Origin of the sequence: Rathayibacter sp. VKM Ac-2805 (genome assembly GCF_009834265.1) — a bacterium.
Classification (GTDB): domain Bacteria; phylum Actinomycetota; class Actinomycetes; order Actinomycetales; family Microbacteriaceae; genus Rathayibacter.
Genome location: NZ_CP047185.1, coordinates 807,249 through 828,929 on the forward strand (window position 1 = coordinate 807,249; position 21,681 = coordinate 828,929).

The following is a 21,681-nucleotide window of genomic DNA, read 5'->3' on the forward strand; positions in this document are numbered from 1 at the left end:
CCTCGACCGGGCCGTCCGGACGGAAGCACGACCGCGACGTCCCTCTGACGGGGGACAGGACGGCTCGCGATAGCTCGCCTCTCGCCCTTACCCTCGTGAGGGGGGAGTGCGCTCCTCTGTGCGCGGACGCAGATCGTCGCCCGTGGAGGAAGGAACCGCCATGCCGTCATCCCGCCGACTCGCCCTGCCCGCCGCCGCTCTCGCGGCGCTCGTGCTCGGCCTGGCCCTCCCCGGAGCGGCCGTCGCGGCCCCCTCCGCCTCGACGGTCTCGACCACGGTCGAGCAGCCGGCCGCGACGACCATCCCCGGCGTGCCGGAGGATCCCGAGCAGCCGGGCGACGGCGGCTCCGACCCCGTTCCCGGCGTCCCCGAGGAGCCGTCCGTTCCCGGAGTGCCCGAGGAGCCGGCAGAACCCGAGCAGCCCGCTCCCGTCGACCCCGCGCCCGTGGACCCCGCGCCGGTCGATCCGGCACCGGTCGACCCCGCGCCCCAGCAGCCGAGCCAGCCCTCCACCGGCGGCGGATCCACCGGCGGTGGATCGACCGGCGGCGGCTCGACCGGCGGCGGTCAGCAGGGCGGCTCCGGCGGCGGTCAGCCCTCCACCGGCGGCGGATCGTCCTCCGGCGGCTCCGGCTCCGGCGGCGGCACCGCCGGCGGAGCGACGTCCGGCGGCACCTCCGGCGGCGGCACCACAACCGGCACCACCACGTCCGGCACCGCCGGCTCCTCCGGTGCGGGCGCCGTCACTCCGGCGGCGTCGGCCCCCGGACGCACCGAGCTCGGCACCTCGACCGAGGGCGCGAAGCCGGCGGCCGGTGCCGCGACCGCGGACGTCTTCCTCACCCGGGAGCTCGCCGTGCAGCCGGAGGCGCTCACCGTCGAGCTCGCCCGCTTCTACGGCGTCGGCTTCTCGTACACCGGCTTCGCGAGCGGCGAGGCCGTCTCCGCGGTCCTCCGCGACCCGAACGGCACCAAGACCCCGCTGACCCTCGAGGCGGGGAGCGGCACCGCGACCGTGCCGACCGCGCTGATCACCAAGTCGGGCGCCTTCACGGTCGACCTCACGGGCGACCAGGGCTCCGCCGCCAAGGTCGTCTTCCGGCTCGCGCCCTCCACCGGCAACGGCCTCCTGCTCGAGCCGCGCGAGCTCGGCGACGGCAGCACCGAGGCGCCCCGCGGCGCCGTCTGGGGCTTCGACGCCGACGAGGAGGTCGCCGTGGGCGCCTTCGAGACCTCCGGGTCCCGCGCCGACCTGGCCGCCGGCGACGTCGCCGTGCAGTCCGACTCCATCGGCTGGGCCGAGCTGGCGCTGGGCGACGCGGTCATCGCCGACCCCGACCCCTCCGTCTACTGCGTCGTCGCCTTCGGCCGCGAGTCGCACCGCACGGCAGCCGTGACCGTCTCCTACCGTGACAGCGACACCACGGCCGCACCGTGGGAGGCGCAGCAGGTCTGCGGCACCGCGATCAGCGCCGCGCGCACCGCCTTCCTCAGCACGGCCGCCTCGGCGGGACCGGCCGGCATCACGCCGACCACCGCGCTGATGATCGGCGGCGGCGCGGTCGCCGCGTCGCTCGTCGCCTGCGCGGCCGTCCTGGTCGTGATGCGCCGCCGGCGCATGAACACGGACCTCTTCATCGGCGGACCGCTGCCGCGCACGCAGAGCGACTGACGCGTCCCGAGGACGAGGGAAGGCCCGCGGGACGCGATCCCGCGGGCCTTCCCTCGTTCTCTCCCGGCGCTCAGCCGGCCGCGGTGAAGCGGAGGAGGATCGTCCGCGCCTCCGGCCGCAGCTGGAAGTCGGGCCACACGTCCGGACCGCACGCGCGGGAGCCCAGGCCGTGCTGGGCGGCGTCGATCACGAGGACCGCGCGCTCCGATTCCGGCAGCTCGTGCGGGTGCGCGGCGGCCGTGATCTCCTGCGGCGTGTGCCGCGCCAGGGTGAAGCCGGGGAGGCGCCCGTGCAGGTCGCGCGCGGCTTCGATGCGGAGGCGGGGCGAGCCCGCCTCCGTCAGCGTCAGCTCGCGCACGCTGCTGCGGTGACCGCTCTCCTGCGGGCGGGCGTACGGAGTCGTCAACCGGTCCATCTCCGCCGTGAATCGCCCCACCCGCGCGGCCCGGAGGCTGTCGGGGTAGGACTCGAGCGGGCCGGTGCCGAACCACTCCGCGCCGTCGATCGACGCGGGCAGGTCGATCCGGATGCCCAGCCGCGGCCAGACGGAGTCCCAGCCCCGGGTCGGCACGAGGTCGACGCGGAGGACCGTGCTCTCCCCGTCGACGCTCCAGCGCTCCTCCATCAGGAGTCCCGCATCGAGGTCCGCGGCCGAGAAGCGGGTCACGCGGCGGAGCCCGGCGGAGGCGTCCACCTCCTGCACGCGGCCGACCAGGCGGTCGAGTCCGGCCTCGCGCCAGCGGGCGGCGGAGGAGGGGGCCGGCGTCCCGCGGCCGTCGCCGTCGTACGGGTCGCCGGTGACGTAGCCGGGGAAGCCCGCGCCCTCGTCGTTGTCGGTCGGGGCGCGCCAGAGCTCGGCGCGCGGTCCGTCGACGGGCAGGCCGGCGAGGGAGGCGAGCCGGCCGTCGCGGAACCGCGCGACTCCGAGCGCGCCGCCCTCGAGGGGCGGAGCGGCGCGGACGGCGCGGGTCCACGCGGGCACCGCCGACGGCACGGCGAGGAGGTGCTGACCGGTGGAGAGCACGTGGCCCTCCTCCGCCCAGGCGGTCGAGGCGTCGAGGACCGCGTCGACGGTGAGCCAGGTCTCGCCGCCGGGGCGCACGTCGAGCGGGGGGAGCTCCACGTGCACGGCGTCGCCGGCCGCGATGACCGGGGCGTCGAGCACTCCCTCTGCGGTGACCCGCCCGTCCCGCTCGACCCGCCACGCGAAGCGCAGATCGGCGGTGGAGGCGTCGTGTCGGCGGTTCTCGATGACGACGCCGTCGCCGCGGACCGTGAGGCGCACAGGAGCGACGATCTGCTTCCACTCGAACAGGCCCGGGCTGGGCGTGCCGTCGGAGAGCACCATGCCGTCCATCACGAAGTTGCCGTCGTGCACCACCTCGCCGAAGTCGCCGCCGTACGCGTAGTACTCGACGCCCTCCGGCGTGCGCGCCCGCAGGCCGTGGTCGCGCCACTCCCAGACGAAGCCGCCGTGCAGCCGCGGGAAGCGGTCGACGAGGTCCTCGTACTGGTCGATCGCTCCCGGGCCGTTGCCCATCGCGTGCACGTACTCGCAGAGCAGGAAGGGCTTGGAGCGCTGCCGAGCGGACTCGCCGGGGGAGCAGCCGAGCAGCGGAGTGAGCGAGCCGTCGGTGCCGATCCGCTCGGTCTCGGGGATCGAGGAGTACATCCGCGAGTACACATCGGTGTACGCGCCGGTGTAGTCGCCCTCGTAGTGGACGGGGCGCTCCGGGTCGCGGCCGTGCACCCAGGCGGACATCGCGGCGAGATTCGCGCCGGTGCCCGCCTCGTTGCCGAGGGACCAGAGCACGATGCTCGGGTGGTTCTTGTCGCGCTCGACGGTCCGCTCGATGCGGTCGAGGTAGGCCTCGCGCCAGGCGGGGTCGTCGCTGGGGTTGCCCGCCCAGCCGACCCGCTCGAAGCCGTGGGTCTCGAGATCGCACTCGAGGACCACCCAGAAGCCGAGCTCGTCGGCGAGGTCGAGCAGACGGGGATGCGGCGGGTAGTGGCTGGTGCGGATGGCGTTCACGTTGAAGCGCTTCATCATCGCGAGGTCCTCGCGGGCGGAGTCCTCGTCGAACGCTCGACCGCGGTCGGGGTGCGTCTCGTGGCGGTTGACTCCGTGGAAGACGACGCGCTCGCCGTTGACCAGGAAGCGGTCGCCGCGGATCTCGACCGTGCGGAAGCCGAGCCGCAGCGAGACCGTCTCGCCGGCGGAGGCGAGCGTCGCGTCGTAGAGGCGCGGAGCCTCCGCCGACCACGGCTCGACCTCGGGGACCTCGATCGCGGCGATCTCCTCCGCCGAGGCCCAGACCGTCTCGATCCCGAGCCCGGGCACGCGCAGCGTCAGCGGGAACGCGTCGGCCGCGGCGGTCACCTCCGCCTCGATCCGGCCCGCGCCGCCGGCGAAGGAGGAGCGCAGCCACACGTCCTCGATCCCGCCGACGGGGCGCGCGAGCAGGTGCACCGAGCGGAAGATCCCCGGCAGCCACCACTGGTCCTGGTCCTCCACGTAGCTCGAGGCCGACCACTGGTGCACGCGGACCACGACGAGGTTCTCGCCCGGGCGGACGACGCCGGTGACGTCGAACTCCTGCGCGAGCCGGCTGCCGGAGCCGATGCCGATCTCGACGCCGTTGACCCAGACGCGGTAGCGGGACTCGACCCCGTCGAAGCGCAGGACGACCGCCTCGGCGGAGTCCCACTCCTCCGGGACCACGACGGTGCGGCGGTAGTCGCCCGTCGGGTTCGCGTCCGGCACGAACGGCGGCTCGGTCGGGAACGGGAACTGCACGTTCGTGTAGGCCGGCAGTCCGTAGCGCCCGTCGCCCTGCAGCACCCAGTGCGAGGGCACCGGCATCAGGTCCCAGCCGGAGTCGTCGAACGACTCGTCCCCGACGGCGTCCACGCCCTCGTCCTCCGGCAGCACGCCGGCGCCGCCCGGGGTCCCCGGAGCGGCGGGGAGCAGGCGGAAGCGCCACTCCCCGTCCAGCGGGAGCGCCGGGGCGTCGGTGTGCAGCCACGAGCGGGGGGCCCGGCGGCGGCCGGAGCCCGGTCCGGTGTCCGTCAGGTAGTGGGAGGTCGTCGGGGGAGTCGTCACTTCACGGAGCCTTCCGTCAGGCCGCCGCGCCAGAAGCGCTGCAGCACGATCATGGCGATGGCGAGCGGGATGATCGACAGCAGGACGCCGCCGGTCGTCAGCTCGTAGAACTCGGGCAGGCGGTCGACCTGTCCGAGCCAGTTGTTCAGTCCCAGTGTGATCGGGAACAGGCTCGTGTCCGAGAGCATCACCAGGGGCAGGAAGTAGTTGTTCCAGATCCCGACCAGCTGGAAGAGGAACACGGTGACCAGCGCGGGAGTCAGGATGCGCAGCCCGAGCGTGTGGAAGATCCGCAGCTCCCCGGCGCCGTCGATGCGCGCCGCCTCGATGATCGCGGTGTCCACCGTCGCCTGAGCGTAGATCCGGCAGAGGAACAGCCCGAACGGCGAGACGAGCGAGGGGATCAGCACGCTCCAGTAGGTGTTCGCGATGCCCATCTGGCTGAAGAGCAGGAACAGCGGCAGAGCGGTCGCGGTGCCCGGCACCAGGACGCCCGCGAGGATCGTCCCGAACACGAGCCTGCTGCCGCGGAACTCGTACTTGGCCAGCGCGTAGCCGCCCGCCGCGGCGAGGTAGGTCGCGAGCAGGGCGCCCACTCCGGCGTAGAGGACCGAGTTGAGGAACCAGCGGACGAAGATGCCGTCGCCGTAGGTCAGCACCTGCGTCAGGTTGTCCCAGAGCGCGAACGTCGGGGCGAACCAGAAGCCGTAGGTGGCGAAGAGGTCCTCGGTGGTCTTGGTCGCCGCGACGACGACCCAGTAGACGGGGATGAGGAAGTAGACCGCCACGACGACGAGGATCGCGGTGACGATGATGGTCGAGGCGCGGTTGCGGCCGGCCGAGCGGTCGGGCCCGCGTCCGGCCTTCACGGGGCGGTCGGCGGTGACGACTCCGGTGGTCGTGGTCGGCGGGGTCTCGGTGCGGCTCATGACGACCTCCTGTTCGAGATCGACAGGAACGTGAAGGAGAGCAGGAACGCGACCAGCGCGATCAGGACGGCCTGGGCGGCGGCGACGTTGTAGTCGTTGTAGGCGAAGGCCGTGGTGTACGCGCTGAGGTTCGGCGTGTACTGGCTGTCGATCGCCGGAGCGACCGTCTTCAGCACCTGCGCCTCGGCGAACAGCTGGAGCGTTCCGATGATCGAGAAGATCGTCGTCAGCACCAGCGCGGGGCGGATGAGCGGCAGCTGGATGCTGCGGGCGACGCGCCAGGTGGAGGCGCCGTCGACCTTCGCCGCCTCGTAGAGCTCGACCGGGATCGCCTTGAGCTGGGCGACGATGATCAGCATGTTGTAGCCGGTGTAGCTCCAGAGCGAGATGTTCGCGATCGACCAGAGCACCGTGTCCGCACCGAGGAAGTCGGGCTGGAGCCCGACCACGTTCGCCGCGTCGATGAGCGGGCTGAGGCCGGGCACGTAGAGGAAGGACCACAGGATCGTCGCGATCACTCCGGGCACTCCGTAGGGGAGGAAGTAGGCCGCCCGGAAGAAGCCGGGGAACTTCGCCGACGCCGACTCGAGCATCAGCGCGAGGACGGTGCAGAGGGCGATCATCACCGGCACCTGGACGATGCCGAAGAGGAACATCCGCCCGATGGAGGCGATGAAGTTGCCGTCGGCGAGGGCCTGCGCGTAGTTGTCGAAGCCCGCGAACCCGCTGGTGACCCCGGCCTCGCCGAAGAGGCCGGAGCGCGTCACCTTCGTGAAGCTGGAGCCGACGGCGACGACGATCGGGACGATGAACGTGAGGACGAACAGGGCCAGGAAGGGTCCGAGGAGGATCCACGGGGCGCGGGCGACCGCGCGGCTGCGCCGGGGCGCGCCCGGCGTCCGCGTGGTGGCCGCGACCGCGGCGGCGGCGGGGGAGGTCGTGGTGGTCATGCGGAGGCCCTCCTGATGCTCAGGCCCTTGTTCTCGAAGACCGTGATGATCTGCTGCTCCGCCTCGGCGACCGCGTCCACGAGCGAGAGCCCGGACGCCTTCTTCCGGAAGCCGTCGCTGAGGATGTTGAAGGACTGCTGCGTGACGGGCCACCAGGACCAGTCCGGGTTCTGCTCCTTCGATGCGGGCACGAGGACGTCCTCGTTGTAGTTCTGCCCGCTGAAGAAGTCGCTCGGACCCTTGCGGGCCGTGCCGATCTCGCCGACCGCGGGAGACCAGCCGATGCCGCTGTTGGCGATCATCGCGTCGATGCCCTCCTGCGTGGTGGTCATCCAGACGGCGAACTCGATCGCCTCCTCCGGGTGCTTGCTGCTCGAGAACACCGCCGCGGTCGATCCGCCGAGGAAGCTCGAGCCGAAGCCGGTGTCGCCCCAGACCGGCATGGGAGCAGCGCGCCACTTGCCCGCGCCTCCGCTGACCCCCTCTATCAGGGCGTCGCCCCAGCTGCCGGTGGCGCAGGAGGCGATCCCGCCCTTCGCCGCAGCCGCGAACCACGCGGGGGAGTACGCGCCGTAACCGGTCTGCACCAGGTCCTGGTCGATGGCTGTGTCGAAGAAGGAGGCGACGCGCGTCGTGGCGTCGTCGGTCATGTCGATGACCCAGCCGTCCTCCTCCGGGCGCAGCCACTGCGCACCGGCCTGCGTCGCGAACGCGGCGAAGACCGAGGCGTCGGCGAGGGGGAAGCAGTCGATGTAGGAGCCGGCTCCGCGCAGCTCCGTCGCCACCGCTGCCCAGTCGTCCCAGGTCGTCGGCGGCTCCGCACCCACCTTCCCGAACACCTCGGGCTGGTAGAAGAGCGCCATCGGGCCGCTGTCCTGCGGGATGCCGTAGACGCCGCCGGTGTAGCTGACCTGGCCCCAGAGCGTGGGGTCGTACAGGTCGCGGTACTGCTCGACGCCGTACCGGGTGAGGTCGACCAGGCCGTTGACGAGCATGAACTCGGGGACGGAGCGGATCTCGACCTGGCCGAGGTCGGGCCCGCCGCCCGCGGCGAGGGCCGAGTAGAGCTTCTGGTACCCGCCCGCGTTGCCGCCGGGGATCCAGACGGCCTCGACCTGGATCTCGGGGTGCGAGGCGTTCCAGACGTCGCAGACCTTCTGCAGGTCCTTCAGCCAGCCCCAGTACTGCAGGCGGACCGGGCCGGTGGCCGGCGCGATCGTCGGCGCCGTGTTGACCGAGACGGTGCCCGGTGTCGCGCAGGCCGTCAGGCTCCCGAGTGCTGCGGTGCCGAGACCGGCGGCGATGAGCTGTCTCCGGGTGAACGGATGCATCTTCCCTCACTTCGTCGTGGTGGAGAGCCGGGGAGTCTCACCCGGCGATGATCGGGACGCTACCACGAATTCGAGTAGGTACTCGAAATTGGCGGCACTGCTCCTCCGCCGCCGCTACGCTGGCCGTTCGAGGGGCACGGCGAGGCGCCTCCAGTGCGGAGGAGGGGTCGATGGCGGAGGCGACGAGGCGACGCGGCCCGTACGCGAAGTCGGCCGAGCGCCGCCGCGCCATCATCGAGGCCGCGCACCAGGTCTTCGCCGCACGGGGCTACGCCCGCGGCTCCCTCCAGGAGGTCGCCGACCGCGTCGGGCTCAGCCAGACGAGCCTCCTGCACTACTTCCCGTCGAAGACCGACCTGCTCTTCGCGGTCCTCGAGCACCGCGACCTGATCACGGGCGACGGTTCCTCGCCGCCGGACCCGGAGGAGGGGCTGGTCGCCGGCATCCTGCGGCAGACCCGCTACAACGAGACGGCGCCCGGAGTGATCGAGCTGTACGCCGTGCTCTGCGGCGAGTCGACGACGCAGGAGCACCCGGGGCGCGACTTCTTCGCCGCGCGGTTCCGCCGCCTCCGCAGCGAGTACACGGCCGAGCTGCGCGAGCTCCAGGCCGCCGGGCGCCTGCGCGATGGGTCCGATCCGGAGCGGGTGGCGGCGTCGATCATCGCGCTCTGGGACGGCGTGCAGCTGCAGTGGCTGCTCGAGCGCGACGCGGTGGACATGGTGGCGTGCCTGGCCGACTACCTCGACCTCGTGGTGCTGCCGGCTCCCTAGCCGCTGGCGCGAGGGAACCCCGGCCCGTCGAGGGGACCCGCCGTCCGCGGCGGTCTCGATGGTCCGGGGTTCCCGCGACCGTGGTGCGCGCCTAGGGCAGCAGGCGGGTCGGGCCGCGGAACAGGTAGGTGACCTCGCGGAGGTTCGCCTGGTTCAGCATCAGCATGATCACGCGCGAGAGGCCCATGCCGAAGCCGCCGTGCGGCGGGACGCCGTAGCGGAAGAAGTCGAGGTAGAACTCGAGCTCCTCCGGGTCCAGGCCCTTCTCGCGGGCCTGCTCGACGAGGACGTCGACGCGGTGCTCGCGCTGCGCTCCGGTCGAGATCTCGACGCCGTTGTAGATGAGGTCGTAGCTGTTGGTGATCGTCCCGTCGCCCTCGCGTCGCATGTGGTAGAACGGCCGGATGCTCGACGCGTAGTCGGTGAGGAACACGAAGTCGTGCCCGAACTCCTCCTGCACGTAGGCCGCGATGCGGCGCTCGCCCTCGGGGTCCATGTCGTCGTCGGCGCGGGGCACCTCGTAGCCGCGCTCGGCGACGATGCGCTTGGCCTCGGCGAGCGGGATGCGCGGGAACGGCGTGGTCGGGACGGTCAGGTCGATGTCGAAGAGCGCCTTGACCTCGGCGCCGTGCTTCTCGACGACGGCGGTGAGGCCGGCGACCATCAGCTGCTCGTGCAGCTCCATGACGTCCTCGTGCGAGTCGATCCAGGAGACCTCGGCGTCGACGCTCGTGAACTCGGTCGCGTGACGCGAGGTGAAGCTCGGGTCGGCGCGGAAGGCGGGGCCGACCTCGAAGACCTTGCCGAAGCCGGCGGGCTGCGCCATCTGCTTGAAGAACTGGGGGCTCTGCGCCAGGTAGGCCTTCGTCTCGAAGTACTCGACCTCGAAGAGCTCGGCCCGCGACTCCGAGGCGCTCGCCATGAGCTTCGGGGTGTGGATCTCGATGAAGTCGTGCTCGATCCAGTACGTGCGCAGCGCGTGCTCGAACGTGGTCTGCACGCGGGCGATGAGGTTCTGCTCGGGACGGCGCAGATCGAGGAAGCGCCAGTCCATGCGCTTGTCGATGCCGGAGTCGGGCGCGATCGGCGCCTCCGGGATCGACGCGGCGACGACCTCGAGCGTCTCGAGCTTGACCTCGATGCCGCCGAGCTTCACGCGCTCGTCGTGCTTGAGCGCGCCGGTGACGGTGATGAAGGAGCCCTGGGCGAGGCCGGAGATCTCCTCGGTGATCGCGAGGCGCGCAGCCGACGCGTCGTCGCCCTCGACGGCCTCGCGCACGGCCGGGTTCACCAGCTGCACGGCACCCGACTCGTCGCGCAGGACGACGAACTGCACCTTCTTCTGGTCGCGCACGGTCTCGACCCAGCCGGACACGCGGACGGGTCCGTCCTCGAGCGCGGCGAGCTTCTTGACAGTGGTTCGGGGGAGGCGGGTCTCGTCGGTCACGGTAGGGGAGTCTACTCGGGGGCCGCCGGGCGGCGACGGGTAGCGTCGGAGCATGAGCACCGCACTGATCACCGGCGCGTCCTCCGGCATCGGCCTCGCCTTCGCCCGGGCGTTCGCGCGCCGCGGCTGGAGCCTCGTCCTCGTCGCCCGCAGCGAGCAGCGCCTCCAGGAGGCGGCGGCCGGACTGCGCGGCCTCGGCGCCGCGGCGGTCGAGGTCCTGCCCGCGGACCTCGGCGACCGCGAGCAGGTCGAGCGCGTGCGCGCGCGGCTCGTCGATCCGGGCCGGCCCGTCCGCGTCCTCGTCAACAACGCCGGCTTCGGGATCGACGGGACCTTCGCCGAGCCGGACGTCGCCGCCCAGGACCACGCCTTCGAGGTGATGGTGCGCTCGGTCGCCGTGCTCTCGGGTGCGGCGGCGGAGGCGATGACCACCCGCGGCCGCGGCGCGATCCTCACGGTGTCGAGCGTCGCGGGCTTCGTGCACCTCGGCCCCTACTCCGCGGTGAAGGCGTGGGCGACCGCCTTCGCGCAGTCGCTGGCCGTCGAGCTGCGCGGCACCGGCGTCCGCTCGGCCGCGCTCTGCCCGGGCTGGGTGCGCACCGAGTTCCACGAGCGGGCGGCGATGGACACCTCCTCCATCCCCTCCTTCCTCTGGCTCGATGCGGACGCGGTGGTGGAGGAGTTCCTCCGCGACGTCGCGCGCGGCTCCGTCGTCTCGGTGCCGTCGGTGCGCTTCGGGGTCCCGATGGCCGTGGTACGGCACCTGCCCGGACCGCTCGTGCGGCGGCTGTCGGCGGCGGTCTCGGCGCGCCGCTGAGGCTCCGCTCAGGTCCGGCTCAGGCGACCCTTTCCCGGCGTTCCCCCACGCCGCGTTCCGTACACTTGACGCTCGTGGTTGCCGATCAGATCCATCTCGTGCGGCACGGCGAGGTGTTCAACCCCGACCGGGTCCTCTACGGACGACTCCCGAACTTCCGGCTCTCGGATCTGGGCCACCGCATGGCCCGCTCCGCCGCCGACGACCTGCTCGAGCGCCGGCGCCACGTCACGGCGCTGATCGCGTCGCCGCTCCAGCGCACGCAGGAGTCCGCGCAGCCCATCTCGCAGGCGTTCGAGCTCGAGATCCGCACCGATGAGCGGGTGATCGAGCCGAGCAACCGCTTCGAGGGGAAGTCCCTCGCCGCGCGCAGCTCCGCCCTGCGGAACCCCAAGCACTGGCCCTGGCTCCGCAACCCCTTCGAGCCCAGCTGGGGCGAGCCGTACCTCTCCATCTCGGCGCGGATGTACGCAGCGATCGAGGCGGCGTGGGAGAGCACGGAGGAGGGCGACGCCGCGATCGTCAGCCACCAGCTCCCCATCTGGACGGTCCACCGCGCCCTCGCCGGCGAGCGCCTCTTCCACGATCCGCGCAAGCGCCGCTGCGCCCTCTCGAGCATCACGACCCTCGAGCGCCGCGGCGACGGCTTCGTCGAGGTCGGCTACTCCGACCCGGCCGCCGGCCTGCAGGGCCTGGCCACCGACGTGGGAGCGGTCTGATGCGCCGGACGGGGCGGCTCCGCGCCGCGGGCGTCCTCGCGCTGGCTGCCGCGCTCGCGCTGACGGGCTGCTCCGAGGATCCGCTCGCCGACCAGTACCGCAACGGCAGCAACAAGGGCTACATCTCGGGGGACGGCACCGTCACCGAGATCGCCGCCGCCGACCGGGACGACCCCATCGTCTTCTCCGGCACCGACGAGACCGGCGCCACCATCGACTCCGCCGACCTCGCCGGGCAGGTCGTCGTCGTCAACTTCTGGTACGCCAGCTGCGCCCCGTGCCGCGCCGAGGCCGCTGACCTCGAGACGGTGAACACGGAGTTCGCCGACAAGGGCGTGTCGTTCGTCGGCGTCAACGTGCGCGATCAGGCCCCCACCGCGGCCGCCTTCGCCGAGACCTTCGGGCTCGTCTACCCCTCCATCGTCGACACCGACTCGTCGGTGCAGCTCGCTTTCACCGGCACCGTCCCGCCGAACGCCGTGCCCACGACGCTCGTCCTCGACAGGGAGGGGCGCGTCGCGTCGCGCATCCTCGGCCAGCTCCAGGAGGCGTCGATCCTGTCGACCCTCGTGGGCGACACGCTCGCCGAGGGGCAGTAGCGGCGTGGGCGACATCGTCGTCAGCGGTCAGCTCCTGCTGGCCGTGCCGATCGCGCTCCTGGCCGGGCTCGTGTCCTTCGCGTCGCCCTGCGTGCTCCCGCTGGTGCCCGGCTACCTCGCCTACGTCGGCGGATTCACCGACGCCGACGAGCGTGCGGCCCGCGGACGCCGCCGGGTCGTGCTGGGCGTCCTCCTCTTCGTGCTCGGATTCTCGCTGGTGTTCGTCCTCTACGGTGCGGCGGCGGGCACGGTCGGCTTCTGGCTGCGCCAGTACACCGACCTGATCACCCGCGTCCTCGGGCTCGTCGTGATCGCGATGGGGCTCGTCTTCATCGGGCAGTTCTCCTTCCTCCAGCGCACGCTCCGGCCCGGGATCCGTCCCGCCACCGGGCTGATCGGAGCGCCGCTGCTCGGCATCGTCTTCGGCGTCGGCTGGACGCCCTGCCTCGGCCCGACGCTGAGCTCGATCCTCGCCCTCAGCTACGGCGTGGGCTCGCCCTGGCGCGGCGCCCTCCTCGCCCTGGTCTACTGCCTCGGACTCGGCATCCCCTTCCTCCTCGTCGCCTTCGGCTTCAGCTGGGTGACCAGCACGCTCGCCTTCGTGAAGCGCCACATCCGCGTGGTCAACATCCTCGGCGGCGCCGCCCTCGTCCTGATCGGAGTCCTGATGGTCACGGGCATCTGGAACACCCTCGTCTACGGCTCCCTCGCGGCGGTGATCGATGGCTTCCAGCCGGCGATCTGAGCCCGAGGAGAGCACGCGCCGCCCCGACGAGGCCGCGCAGCGGAGGACGGACGCCTCCTTCCGCCCCGCCGACCACTACGACTCCGACGGCACCGTCACGCAGCCGGCGCTCGGGTTCACCGGCTGGCTCCGCTGGATGTGGCGCCAGCTCACCAGCATGCGCACGGCGCTGTTCCTGCTGCTGCTGCTGGCGATCGCGGCGGTCCCCGGATCGCTCGTGCCGCAGCGCTCCTCCGACCCCAACGGCGTGACCCAGTACTTCGTCGACAACCCCGACCTCGCGCCCCTGCTCGACAAGGTGCAGGCGTTCGACACCTACACCTCCGCCTGGTTCTCGAGCATCTACCTGCTGCTGTTCATCTCCCTGATCGGCTGCATCGTCCCGCGCACGCGCCACCACTTCCAGGCGATGCGGTCGCGCCCGCCGCGCACCCCCGCGCGCCTGCAGCGCCTCGCCGGCTACACCGTCCGCGAGGTCGGGGGCGCGACGGAGGAGGAGGCCGTCGCCTCCGCCCACTCCGTCCTGCGCCGGGCGGGCTACCGCGTCGAGCGCTACGACGACCCGCGCGGCCGCTGGTCGAGCGTCTCGGCCGAGCGCGGCTACCTCCGCGAGACCGGCAACCTGGTCTTCCACTCCGCCCTGGTCGGCATCCTCGTCGCCGTCGGAGTGGGCGGCGGATTCGGCTACAGCGGGCAGCGCGTGCTGGTCGAGGGCTCCCAGGGGTTCGCGAACAACCTCGCGGCCTACGACTCCTTCAACCCCGGCCGCTTCTTCGACAGCAGCCAGCTCGACCCGTACCAGCTGACCCTCGACAGCCTCGACGTGAAGTACGAGGAGCAGAACCAGTCGGCGCTCGGCCAGCCCGTCGACTTCACCGCGAACGTCACGACCTCCGAGCGCGGCGGGGGCACCGAGGACCGCACGATCAAGGTCAACGACCCGCTGGCGATCGGCGGCACGAACGTCTACCTCCTCGGCAACGGCTACGCCCCGACGATCACGGTCCGAGACCCCTCGGGCCGGGCGATCTTCACCGACTCGGTGCCGTTCCTCCCGCAGGACGCGAACCTGACCTCCGTCGGCGTCGTGAAGGTGCCGGACGGGCTCTCGGAGCAGCTGGGCCTCACCGGCTTCTTCTACCCGACGCAGGACACGCTGGCCTCCGGGGCGTCGACCTCGATCTTCCCCGACCTGCAGTACCCCGTGCTCTCGCTGAACGTCTTCGCGGGCGACCTCGGCCTCGACGGGGGAGTGCCCACATCCGTCTACGTGCTCAACACCGACTCGCTGACCCGGCTCACCGGCGGCACCACCGGCGTCGCGCCGATCACCCTCAAGCCCGGCGACACGGCCGAGCTCCCGAACGGGCTCGGCAGCGTGACCTTCGACAACACGGGCGCCGACCCGACGCGGATCGGCACCGACAGCGTCAAGCGCTTCGCCTCGTTCGACATCCACCACGACGCGACCCAGGGCTGGGTGCTGCTCTTCGCGATCCTCGTGCTCGCCGGGCTCCTCACCTCGCTGTTCGTCCCGCGGCGCCGCGTGTGGGTGAAGGCGACCGCCCAGGACGACGGCGGCCTCCTCCTCGAGTACGCGGGACTCGCCCGCGGCGAGGACCCCCAGCTGGTGCGCGCCGTTCGGACGATCGCCGACCGGCACGCCCCGCTCGACTGACCCGCCTCCCGGACGCCCCGGAGGCCCCTCCACAGGCGCCGCCCGGCTGGGCAGGGGCCGAGTCTGTGCAAGCGCGAAGGGGCGGGCGGGGCGGCGAGCGATTACCCTGAGGAGGTGATCGCGACCCTCTCGCAGTACTCGGTGCTGTGCCTCTCCTCCGCCATGGGCATCTACGCCATGGCGTTCGTCTTCTTCGCGATCGACCTCGCCCGCCGCGCCTCCCTGGCCGACGGCGAGTCGATCGAGGTCGTGCAGGAGGCGGAGCGCGTCGCCTCCGCGGCCGCCGCCGACCGCGCGGCCAGCGGCAAGGCCACCGTCGCCGCCGCAGGCTCCGGACGCACCGCGACGCTCTCCCGCATCGGCAGCCGCGTCGAGGACGAGGTCTACCGCGCCCCCGCCCGCTCGAAGACCATGCGCATCGGGTTCTCGCTCACGCTCCTCGGCTTCGTGCTCCACCTCGCCGCGACCGTCCTCCGCGGCGTCGCCGCCGGCCGCGTCCCCTGGGCGAACATGTACGAGTTCTCGATGACCGGGACGCTCATCATCATCGGCGTCTTCCTCGCCGTCCAGCTGCGCTGGGACCTCCGCTTCCTCGGAGCGTTCATCACCGGCCTCGTCCTGGTGCTCCTCGGCATCGCGACCGTCAACTACTACGTCGCCGTCGTCCCGCTCCCGCCGGCACTCCAGTCCTACTGGCTGGTCATCCACGTGCTCGTCGCGATCCTCGGCACCGCGTTCTTCGCCCTCGGCTTCGCGCTCTCGGTCACCCAGCTCCTCCAGGCCCGCCGCGAATCCTCCGGCGACAGCCCCCGCTCGGTCCTCCGCTTCCTGCGCACCCTGCCCAGCTCCCTCACCCTCGAGAACCTCGCCTACCGCGTCACGATCCTCGGCTTCATCCTCTGGACCTTCACGCTCATCGCCGGCGCCGTCTGGGCCGAGAAGGCCTGGGGCCGCTACTGGGGCTGGGACACCAAGGAGGTCTGGACCTTCATCATCTGGACCATCTACGCCGGCTACATCCACGCCCGCGCCACCCGCGGCTGGCGCGGCACCCCCTCCGCCTGGCTCGCCATCGTCGGCTTCGCCGCCGTCATGTTCAACTTCGGCGTCGTCAACGTGTTCTTCAAGGGACTCCACGCCTACTCCGGCCTCGACACCGGCATGTAATCGGGTCGGCGGGGCCTGGTGGGGCCGCTCGCGGCGTTGTCGGCGACGAACGTAGCTCCGCTACGCCCGACCCCTCCGCCTTGCGATCGGGTCGGCGGGGCCTGGCGGGGCCGCTCGCGGCGTTGTCGGCGACGAACGTAGCTCCGCTACGCCCGACCCCTCCGCCTTGCGATCGGGTCGGCGGGGCCTGGCGGGGCCGCTCGCGGCGTTGTCGGCGACGAACGTAGCTCCGCTACGCCCGACGCCTCCGCCTTGCGATCGACCCCACCAGGCCCCGCCGACCGCTTACCAGGAAGCGAACGAGGACGGCTCCGCTTCGCGGTCGCCGCGGGAGGCCTCCGCTTCGCGGTCGGGTCTGGCCGGGCTCCGCTATGCGGTCGGGTTCGTTGGGCTCCGCTTCGCGGTCGGGTCCGGGTGGGCTCCGCTTCGCGGTCGGGTCTGATGAGCTGGGCTTCGCGGGAGGGCCGGGGTAGACGGCGGTCGACGGAACATGCTGATCGGGTAGCGCGCGCGGCGCGCGTATCGAGATCCCATGGCGCGAACGCGGGGAGCGGGCCGGTCGAGTTCCCGCAGATGGACGCGCAGGGGGCGGTGCCTGCTGATCGAGTAGTGCGCGGAGCGGGCGTGTCGCGCACAGGGGGCATGGACGGGCTGCGGGCGGATCCGTGCCTGTCGAGTGGCGGTGGTGGACGCCGGGGGCGACGGCGGAAGGGTCAGACGGCGGTGACGACGTCGATGAGGTGGGGGGCGAAAGGGGCGTCGAGGGCGAGGACGACGCGGGTGCGGGCGTCGAAGGGGTGGACGCCGCGATAGATGCCGCGGAGGTCGGCGACGGTCTGGCCGCGGCCGGGGCCGTGAGTGGCGTCGACAGTGACGTGGACGCGCGGGGCGGAGGTGAGGGCGACGGCGTCGACGGCGATCGCGGCGGCCATCGGGTCGTGCATGGCAGCGGTGCGCTCGCCGAAGTGGCCGACATAGAAGTCGAAGTAGAAGTCGAGCGCCTGCCCGATGGCCTGCGCGAGGGGATCGGGCGACGCGAGCAGGACGGCGCGGTCCTCCTCCGTCAGCAGGTGCCGCATGGTCACGTCCAGGGGCACGAGCGTGAGATCCCAGTCGGCCGCGACGACCTCGGCGGCGGCCGCAGGGTCGTGCCAGATGTTGGCCTCCGCCACGGCGGTCACGTTGCCGGGGACCAGCGCGGCTCCGCCCATCACGGTCACCGAGTGGACGAGGGACGCGATCTCCGGGTGCGCACGGAGGGCGAGCGCGAGATTCGTCAGCGGGCCGATCGCGACCAGCCGCAGCTCGCCCTCGTGCTCACGAGCGAGACGGAGGAGGAGGTCGGCCGGATCCTCGTCGACCGGCTCGCCGCCCTCGGGCAGCGCGACCCCGCCGATGCCGTCATCGCCGTGCACGTGCGGAGATCCGCCGGCGTAGTCCTCCTCGAGGAAGTGGTGCGCCCCCACGGCGACCGGCACGTCGTCGCGGCCGGCCAGCGCGAGCAGGCCGAGGCTGTTGACGGCGGCCCGGCGGGCGTCGGTGTTGCCGCTGACCGTGCTGATCCCGACGAGGCGGGCCCGGGGCGAGCGGAGGAGGTAGGCCAGGGCGAGCGAGTCGTCGATGCCGGTGTCGCAGTCGAGGAAGACGGGGACGGTCGATGCGCTCACGGGGCTCCGATGCTCGAGGGTGGGGGACGCGTCGGGCACCGGCGGCCGACGCTCCCATTCTGCCGCCCCTCCGACACGGCGCCCGCCGCCGACGATCAGAGCAGCGCGTAGGAGTCGCGGAGCCGCGCCCGCCACCAGGCGAGCCGCTCCGGCGACACGGCGTGACGGGAGAGGAGCTCCTCCGAGACCTCCACGCGGCCGACGGGGATGCCTCCATCGACCGGCCGCAGCGGCCGCTCCGTGACGTCCGCGGCGAGGAGGGACGCGGTGCCGAGTCCGCAGTCGAAGGGCAGCTCGGGGAGCGCCGCGGCCAGGGCGGCGCCCATGGCGAGTCCGACCGAGCTGTCGATCGCGCTCGAGACCACCGCCGGCAGCCCCGCCTCGGCGACGAGCGCCAGCGCCCGGCGCGTCCCGCCGAGCGGCTGGGCCTTCACGACCAGCAGGTCCGCGGCTCCGGCCCGAGCGACGGCGAGCGGATCGGCGGCCCTGCGGACGCTCTCGTCGGCGGCGATCGGGATGCCCATGTACTTCACCCGGTAGCGCAGCTCCGCCAGCTCGTCGACGCTCGCGCACGGCTGCTCGACGTACTCGAGGTCGGACTCCGCGAGGGCGTGGACGGCGTGCTCGGCCTCGTCGAGGTTCCAGCCGCCGTTCGCGTCCACGCGGATCCGGCCCTCCGGACCGAGCAGTCGGCGGACCTCGACGACCCGGGCCACGTCGTCGGCCAGCGTCTGGCCGCGCTCGGCGACCTTCACCTTCGCCGTGCGGCAGCCGTGGTAGCTCGCGAGCACGGCGGCGACCTCGTGCGGCGCGACGGCCGGGATCGTCGCGTTCACCGGGATGCGGTCGCGCAGCGGTGCCGGCTGCTCGCTCCAGCCGTAGTCGATCGCCGCCCGGAGCCACGCCGCCGACTCCTCTGCGCCGTACTCGAGGAAGGGCGAGAACTCGGTCCAGCCCTCGGGGCCGCGCACGAGCGCGATCTCGCGGTGGTCCACACCGCGGAAGCGGGTGCGCAGCGGCAGAGCGACGACGCGGAGTCCCGCGTCGATCTCGCCGAGGGAGGGGAGCGGGGAGGCGGGCACGACGTCGTCCATCCGGCCATTGTCCACCGGCCGGGGCGACGCGGCGGCCACCCGGGCGCAGGAGGTCGGCGACGCGCGCGCAAGCCCCCGGGGTCCCTCCTCCGAGCGCCCGCCGAGGTGCCAGACTGACGAGGCTGCCGTTGGAGTCCGGAGGAGTGCGATGAGCCAGATGCCGATGAGCCCGCCGCCCGCGCCCGCCCCGGGCCCGACGCAGGGCTCCGTCCCCTCCCACCGCCCGCTCGGCAGGGGCGCCTGGATCGCGCTGGGCACGAGCCTCCTCGTGGGCGTCGTCTACACCGGCGTGCTCGGCACGCTCGTCGCCGTCGGAGTGGGCGGCGCGCTCGACTCCGCCGCCGGCAGCGCGTCGACGAGCGCTCCGGCCGAGCCGTTCGGCGACCCGACGGACGACCCGTTCGGCAGCGGGGACCCGTCCGATCCGCTCTACGACTACCCCGGCTACCAGGACGGCGACGCCGCGACGATCCTCGGCCAGCCGTCCGCGGAGGACGTGCGCGCGAGTGCCGAGAAGGCCGTCGCGGCCGTCGAGGGCGCCGTCCCCGAGGAGTGGACCTCGGCCGACGACGAGTACTACGAGCAGTCGCAGAACGCCTACGGCGGGCCCTCCCTCCTCTACGACTACATCTCGGCGACCGAGTACGCCGCCGCCGACGTCTCGGCCGACGCCGATAGGCAGGCGGCGGTCGACCGCTTCACGGCAGCGCTCTCGCCCCTCGGCTTCGACGACGTCGAGGTGGCCGACACCCCCGAGGAGTGGTCGGAGGCGGGCTACGAGCTCGACGGCGACCTCTCGGACGAGGAGGCCTCGGCCGCGCTCTGGATCGTCACCGCGCGCTCCTCCGCCGACCTCGTGCCCGCTATCGAGCTGGGCCTCGTCGACCTCGACGCCGATCCGACCGGCCTGGTCGCCGACATGCTCGACGGAGTCGGCCTCTCGCCGGACCCGCAGGGCGCGTTCCTGGCGGGGTACGCGAACGGGGTCCTCCAGGACGAGGACCGCGGCGAGTTCACCGACCGCCTCGAGGAGTACGGCGGAGTCGCCGCGACCTGACCGGGCGCTACAAGCAAGCCCGTCCGCCCGCAAGCCCGAATCGGCGCACCGCCCGCGCCCTACGGTGAGGGGATGGCTGCACCTCGCTCGACCAGGCCCCTGCGCGACTACGCCGCGATCGGAGACGGTCGCACGGTCGCCCTGATCGCGAAGGACGGCAGCGTCGACTGGATGCCCGTCCCGGACCTCGGCTCCACCCCCGCCTTCGCCGCCCTGATCGACGCCGAGTCCGGCGGCTGCGTCGAGCTCGCCCCCGAGGAGCCCGCCGAGGTCTCGCGCGCCTACATCCGCGACACGAACGTCCTCGAGACCACCTTCACCACCGAGTCGGGCACCGTCCGCGTGACGGACGCGCTCGTCACCGGGATCGCGGGCCGCCTCCCGTGGGCCGAGCTCGCGCGCCGCGTGGACGGTGTCGACGGCGAGGTGCGGATGCGGTGGGCCGTGCGTCCCGGAACGGGACTCGGCCGGTTCTCCCCGTGGATCCAGAACGCCGACGGCCGCTCGCTCATCCGCGCCGGAGACATCACCATCGGCGTCACCGGGCAGGAGCACGGGCCCGACGGCGACGACGCGCCCTCCGGCGCCGGCGACGAGCTGACGGGCTCCTTCGTCGTGACCGCGGGGAAGGACGCCGTGCGGCACGTCCTGGTCGTGTCGGCCACGCACGACGAGCCGCTGCACTTCCCGGTCGCGAAGAACGTCGACCGCGGCATCGACCGCACCATCCGCAGCTGGCAGGACTGGTCGGAGGAGTTCTCCTACGACGGCCCGTGGTCCGAGGCCGTCCAGCGCAGCGCCCTCGCGCTCAAGCTGCTGATCTACTCGCCCACAGGAGCCATCGCCGCGGCCGCGACCACGTCGCTCCCGGAGTCGCCCAACGGCGGCAAGAACTGGGACTACCGCTTCGCCTGGGTGCGCGACGCCGCGTACACGATGCACGCGCTGGTGCGATTCGGCCTGCGCGAGGAGACGCACGCCGCGCTGTCCTGGCTCCTCCGCACGATCAAGGAGCACGGGCCGGACCTGCACATCTTCTACGGACTCGACGGCTCCATGCCGACCGTCCTGGAGGAGTTCGACGTCCCGGGCTACGCCGGCATCGGCCCGGTCGTCGCCGGCAACGCAGCGCAGAGCCAGCTGCAGCTGGGCGTCTTCGGCGACCTCTTCGACATCTGCCGCATCTACGTCGACGAGGGCAACGTCCTCGACATCCAGACCGGTCGGCTCCTCGCCCGCGTCGCCGACACCACCTGCGACCTGTGGCGGAACCGCGATGCAGGAATGTGGGAGCTGGAGGAGGAGCAGCACTACACCTCCTCGAAGATGGGCTGCTGGCAGGCGCTCGACGCGGCCGTGCACCTGGCGGAGCTCGGCCAGGTCGCGGGCAGCCCCGACCGATGGCGCTTCGAGCGCGACCGCATCCGGGAGTGGATCGAGGAGCACTGCTGGTCCGAGGAGCTCGGCTCCTACGTGATGTACCCGGGCAGCGAGGAGCTGGACGCCTCGGTGCTCCTGCACGCGCCCAGCGGCTACGAGCGCGGCGAGCGGATGATCTCCACCATCGACGCCCTGGTGAAGGAGCTCGGCCGCGGCGCGCTGCTGTTCCGCTACTCCGGCATGGAGGGGGAGGAGCACCCGTTCGTGGCCTGCTCGTTCTGGCTCGCGTCCGCCCTGGCCTGCGTCGGTCGGCACGACGAGTCGGTCGCCCTGATGGACGAGCTCGTCGCCACGGTCCCGAACGACGTCGGGATCATGTCCGAGATGATCGCGGTCGACGACCTGGCCTTCTGGGGCAACCTGCCGCAGGGGCTCAGCCACCTCGCGCTGATCAACGCGGCCATCACCATCGAGGAGCTGGCGCCGGAGAAGGTCGGCCGCGCGTAACCCCGCCGACGGCGTCCGCGCAACCCGTTGAGGGCCGGCTCCGAGG

Annotated in this window: 17 protein-coding genes; 10 read left to right on the top strand and 7 right to left on the bottom strand. The window is 72.5% G+C overall.

Annotation, left to right across the window (positions count from 1 at the left end):
* The first annotated feature begins 160 nt into the window (after window positions 1-160).
* A complete protein-coding gene (locus GSU40_RS03720) occupies window positions 161-1,672 on the top strand; it encodes a hypothetical protein (protein ID WP_160033732.1) in 1,512 nt (503 codons plus the stop codon).
* 70 nt (window positions 1,673-1,742) lie between these two features.
* Here GSU40_RS03720 and GSU40_RS03725 read toward each other — a convergent pair whose 3' ends face one another.
* Genes GSU40_RS03725 through GSU40_RS03740 form a run of 4 tightly spaced genes read right to left on the bottom strand, consistent with a single transcriptional unit; the run spans window position 1,743 to window position 7,985 of the window.
* Window positions 1,743-4,775: a glycoside hydrolase family 2 TIM barrel-domain containing protein gene (locus GSU40_RS03725; protein WP_208543357.1), complete on the bottom strand. Its 3,033-nt coding sequence runs from the start codon at window positions 4,773-4,775 to the stop codon at window positions 1,743-1,745.
* A complete protein-coding gene (locus tag GSU40_RS03730; protein WP_160033734.1) occupies window positions 4,772-5,704 on the bottom strand; it encodes a carbohydrate ABC transporter permease in 933 nt (310 codons plus the stop codon). Before GSU40_RS03730 ends, GSU40_RS03725 begins: the two co-directional genes overlap by 4 nt.
* Entirely contained in the window at window positions 5,701-6,654 is a 954-nt protein-coding gene (locus GSU40_RS03735) for a sugar ABC transporter permease (protein ID WP_104225918.1), read from the bottom strand. The genes GSU40_RS03730 and GSU40_RS03735 overlap by 4 nt, the downstream gene beginning before the upstream one ends.
* Complete coding sequence (locus tag GSU40_RS03740; RefSeq protein ID WP_104224859.1) at window positions 6,651-7,985, bottom strand: extracellular solute-binding protein; 1,335 nt, start codon at window positions 7,983-7,985, stop codon at window positions 6,651-6,653. Before GSU40_RS03740 ends, GSU40_RS03735 begins: the two co-directional genes overlap by 4 nt.
* 170 nt (window positions 7,986-8,155) lie before the next feature.
* Here GSU40_RS03740 and GSU40_RS03745 point away from each other — a divergent pair, with 170 nt between their 5' ends.
* On the top strand, window positions 8,156-8,758 hold the full coding sequence (locus tag GSU40_RS03745; protein ID WP_244229584.1) for a TetR/AcrR family transcriptional regulator: 603 nt from the start codon (window positions 8,156-8,158) through the stop codon (window positions 8,756-8,758).
* 91 nt (window positions 8,759-8,849) lie between these two features.
* Here GSU40_RS03745 and aspS read toward each other — a convergent pair whose 3' ends face one another.
* Complete coding sequence (gene aspS / locus GSU40_RS03750; protein ID WP_244229585.1) at window positions 8,850-10,205, bottom strand: aspartate--tRNA(Asn) ligase; 1,356 nt, start codon at window positions 10,203-10,205, stop codon at window positions 8,850-8,852.
* Window positions 10,206-10,257: 52 nt separating this feature from the next.
* Here aspS and GSU40_RS03755 point away from each other — a divergent pair, with 52 nt between their 5' ends.
* The 6 genes from GSU40_RS03755 to ccsB all read left to right on the top strand — a co-directional run bounded on the left by GSU40_RS03755 (window position 10,258) and on the right by ccsB (window position 15,930).
* Window positions 10,258-11,022 (top strand): SDR family NAD(P)-dependent oxidoreductase, encoded by a 765-nt coding sequence (locus tag GSU40_RS03755; RefSeq protein WP_160033738.1) that lies wholly within the window; start codon window positions 10,258-10,260, stop codon window positions 11,020-11,022.
* A 74-nt stretch (window positions 11,023-11,096) separates the two neighbouring features.
* Entirely contained in the window at window positions 11,097-11,741 is a 645-nt protein-coding gene (locus GSU40_RS03760) for a histidine phosphatase family protein (RefSeq protein WP_160033740.1), read from the top strand.
* Complete coding sequence (locus GSU40_RS03765; protein ID WP_160033742.1) at window positions 11,741-12,340, top strand: TlpA disulfide reductase family protein; 600 nt, start codon at window positions 11,741-11,743, stop codon at window positions 12,338-12,340. The genes GSU40_RS03760 and GSU40_RS03765 overlap by 1 nt, the downstream gene beginning before the upstream one ends.
* Window positions 12,341-12,344: 4 nt before the next feature.
* Window positions 12,345-13,085 (top strand): cytochrome c biogenesis protein CcdA, encoded by a 741-nt coding sequence (locus GSU40_RS03770; protein ID WP_244229586.1) that lies wholly within the window; start codon window positions 12,345-12,347, stop codon window positions 13,083-13,085.
* A complete protein-coding gene (locus GSU40_RS03775; protein ID WP_160033744.1) occupies window positions 13,063-14,763 on the top strand; it encodes a cytochrome c biogenesis protein ResB in 1,701 nt (566 codons plus the stop codon). Before GSU40_RS03770 ends, GSU40_RS03775 begins: the two co-directional genes overlap by 23 nt.
* 162 nt (window positions 14,764-14,925) lie before the next feature.
* Complete coding sequence (gene ccsB, locus GSU40_RS03780; protein ID WP_104249832.1) at window positions 14,926-15,930, top strand: c-type cytochrome biogenesis protein CcsB; 1,005 nt, start codon at window positions 14,926-14,928, stop codon at window positions 15,928-15,930.
* Between the two features lie 713 nt (window positions 15,931-16,643).
* Here the strand turns inward: ccsB and GSU40_RS03785 are convergent.
* Both GSU40_RS03785 and GSU40_RS03790 read right to left on the bottom strand, forming a co-directional pair.
* The gene (locus GSU40_RS03785) at window positions 16,644-17,597 is read right to left on the bottom strand and encodes a nucleoside hydrolase (protein WP_104350920.1); all 954 of its coding nucleotides are present in this window, start codon (window positions 17,595-17,597) and stop codon (window positions 16,644-16,646) included.
* Between the two features lie 95 nt (window positions 17,598-17,692).
* Window positions 17,693-18,691, bottom strand: a complete 999-nt coding sequence (locus tag GSU40_RS03790; protein WP_160033746.1) for an o-succinylbenzoate synthase — start codon at window positions 18,689-18,691, stop codon at window positions 17,693-17,695.
* A 148-nt stretch (window positions 18,692-18,839) separates the two neighbouring features.
* On the opposite strand from GSU40_RS03790, the gene GSU40_RS03795 reads away from it, so the two are divergent.
* A complete protein-coding gene (locus tag GSU40_RS03795) occupies window positions 18,840-19,748 on the top strand; it encodes a hypothetical protein (protein WP_160033748.1) in 909 nt (302 codons plus the stop codon).
* A gap of 72 nt (window positions 19,749-19,820) precedes the next feature.
* A complete protein-coding gene (locus GSU40_RS03800; RefSeq protein WP_104247930.1) occupies window positions 19,821-21,635 on the top strand; it encodes a glycoside hydrolase family 15 protein in 1,815 nt (604 codons plus the stop codon).
* Window positions 21,636-21,681 lie beyond the last annotated feature (46 nt).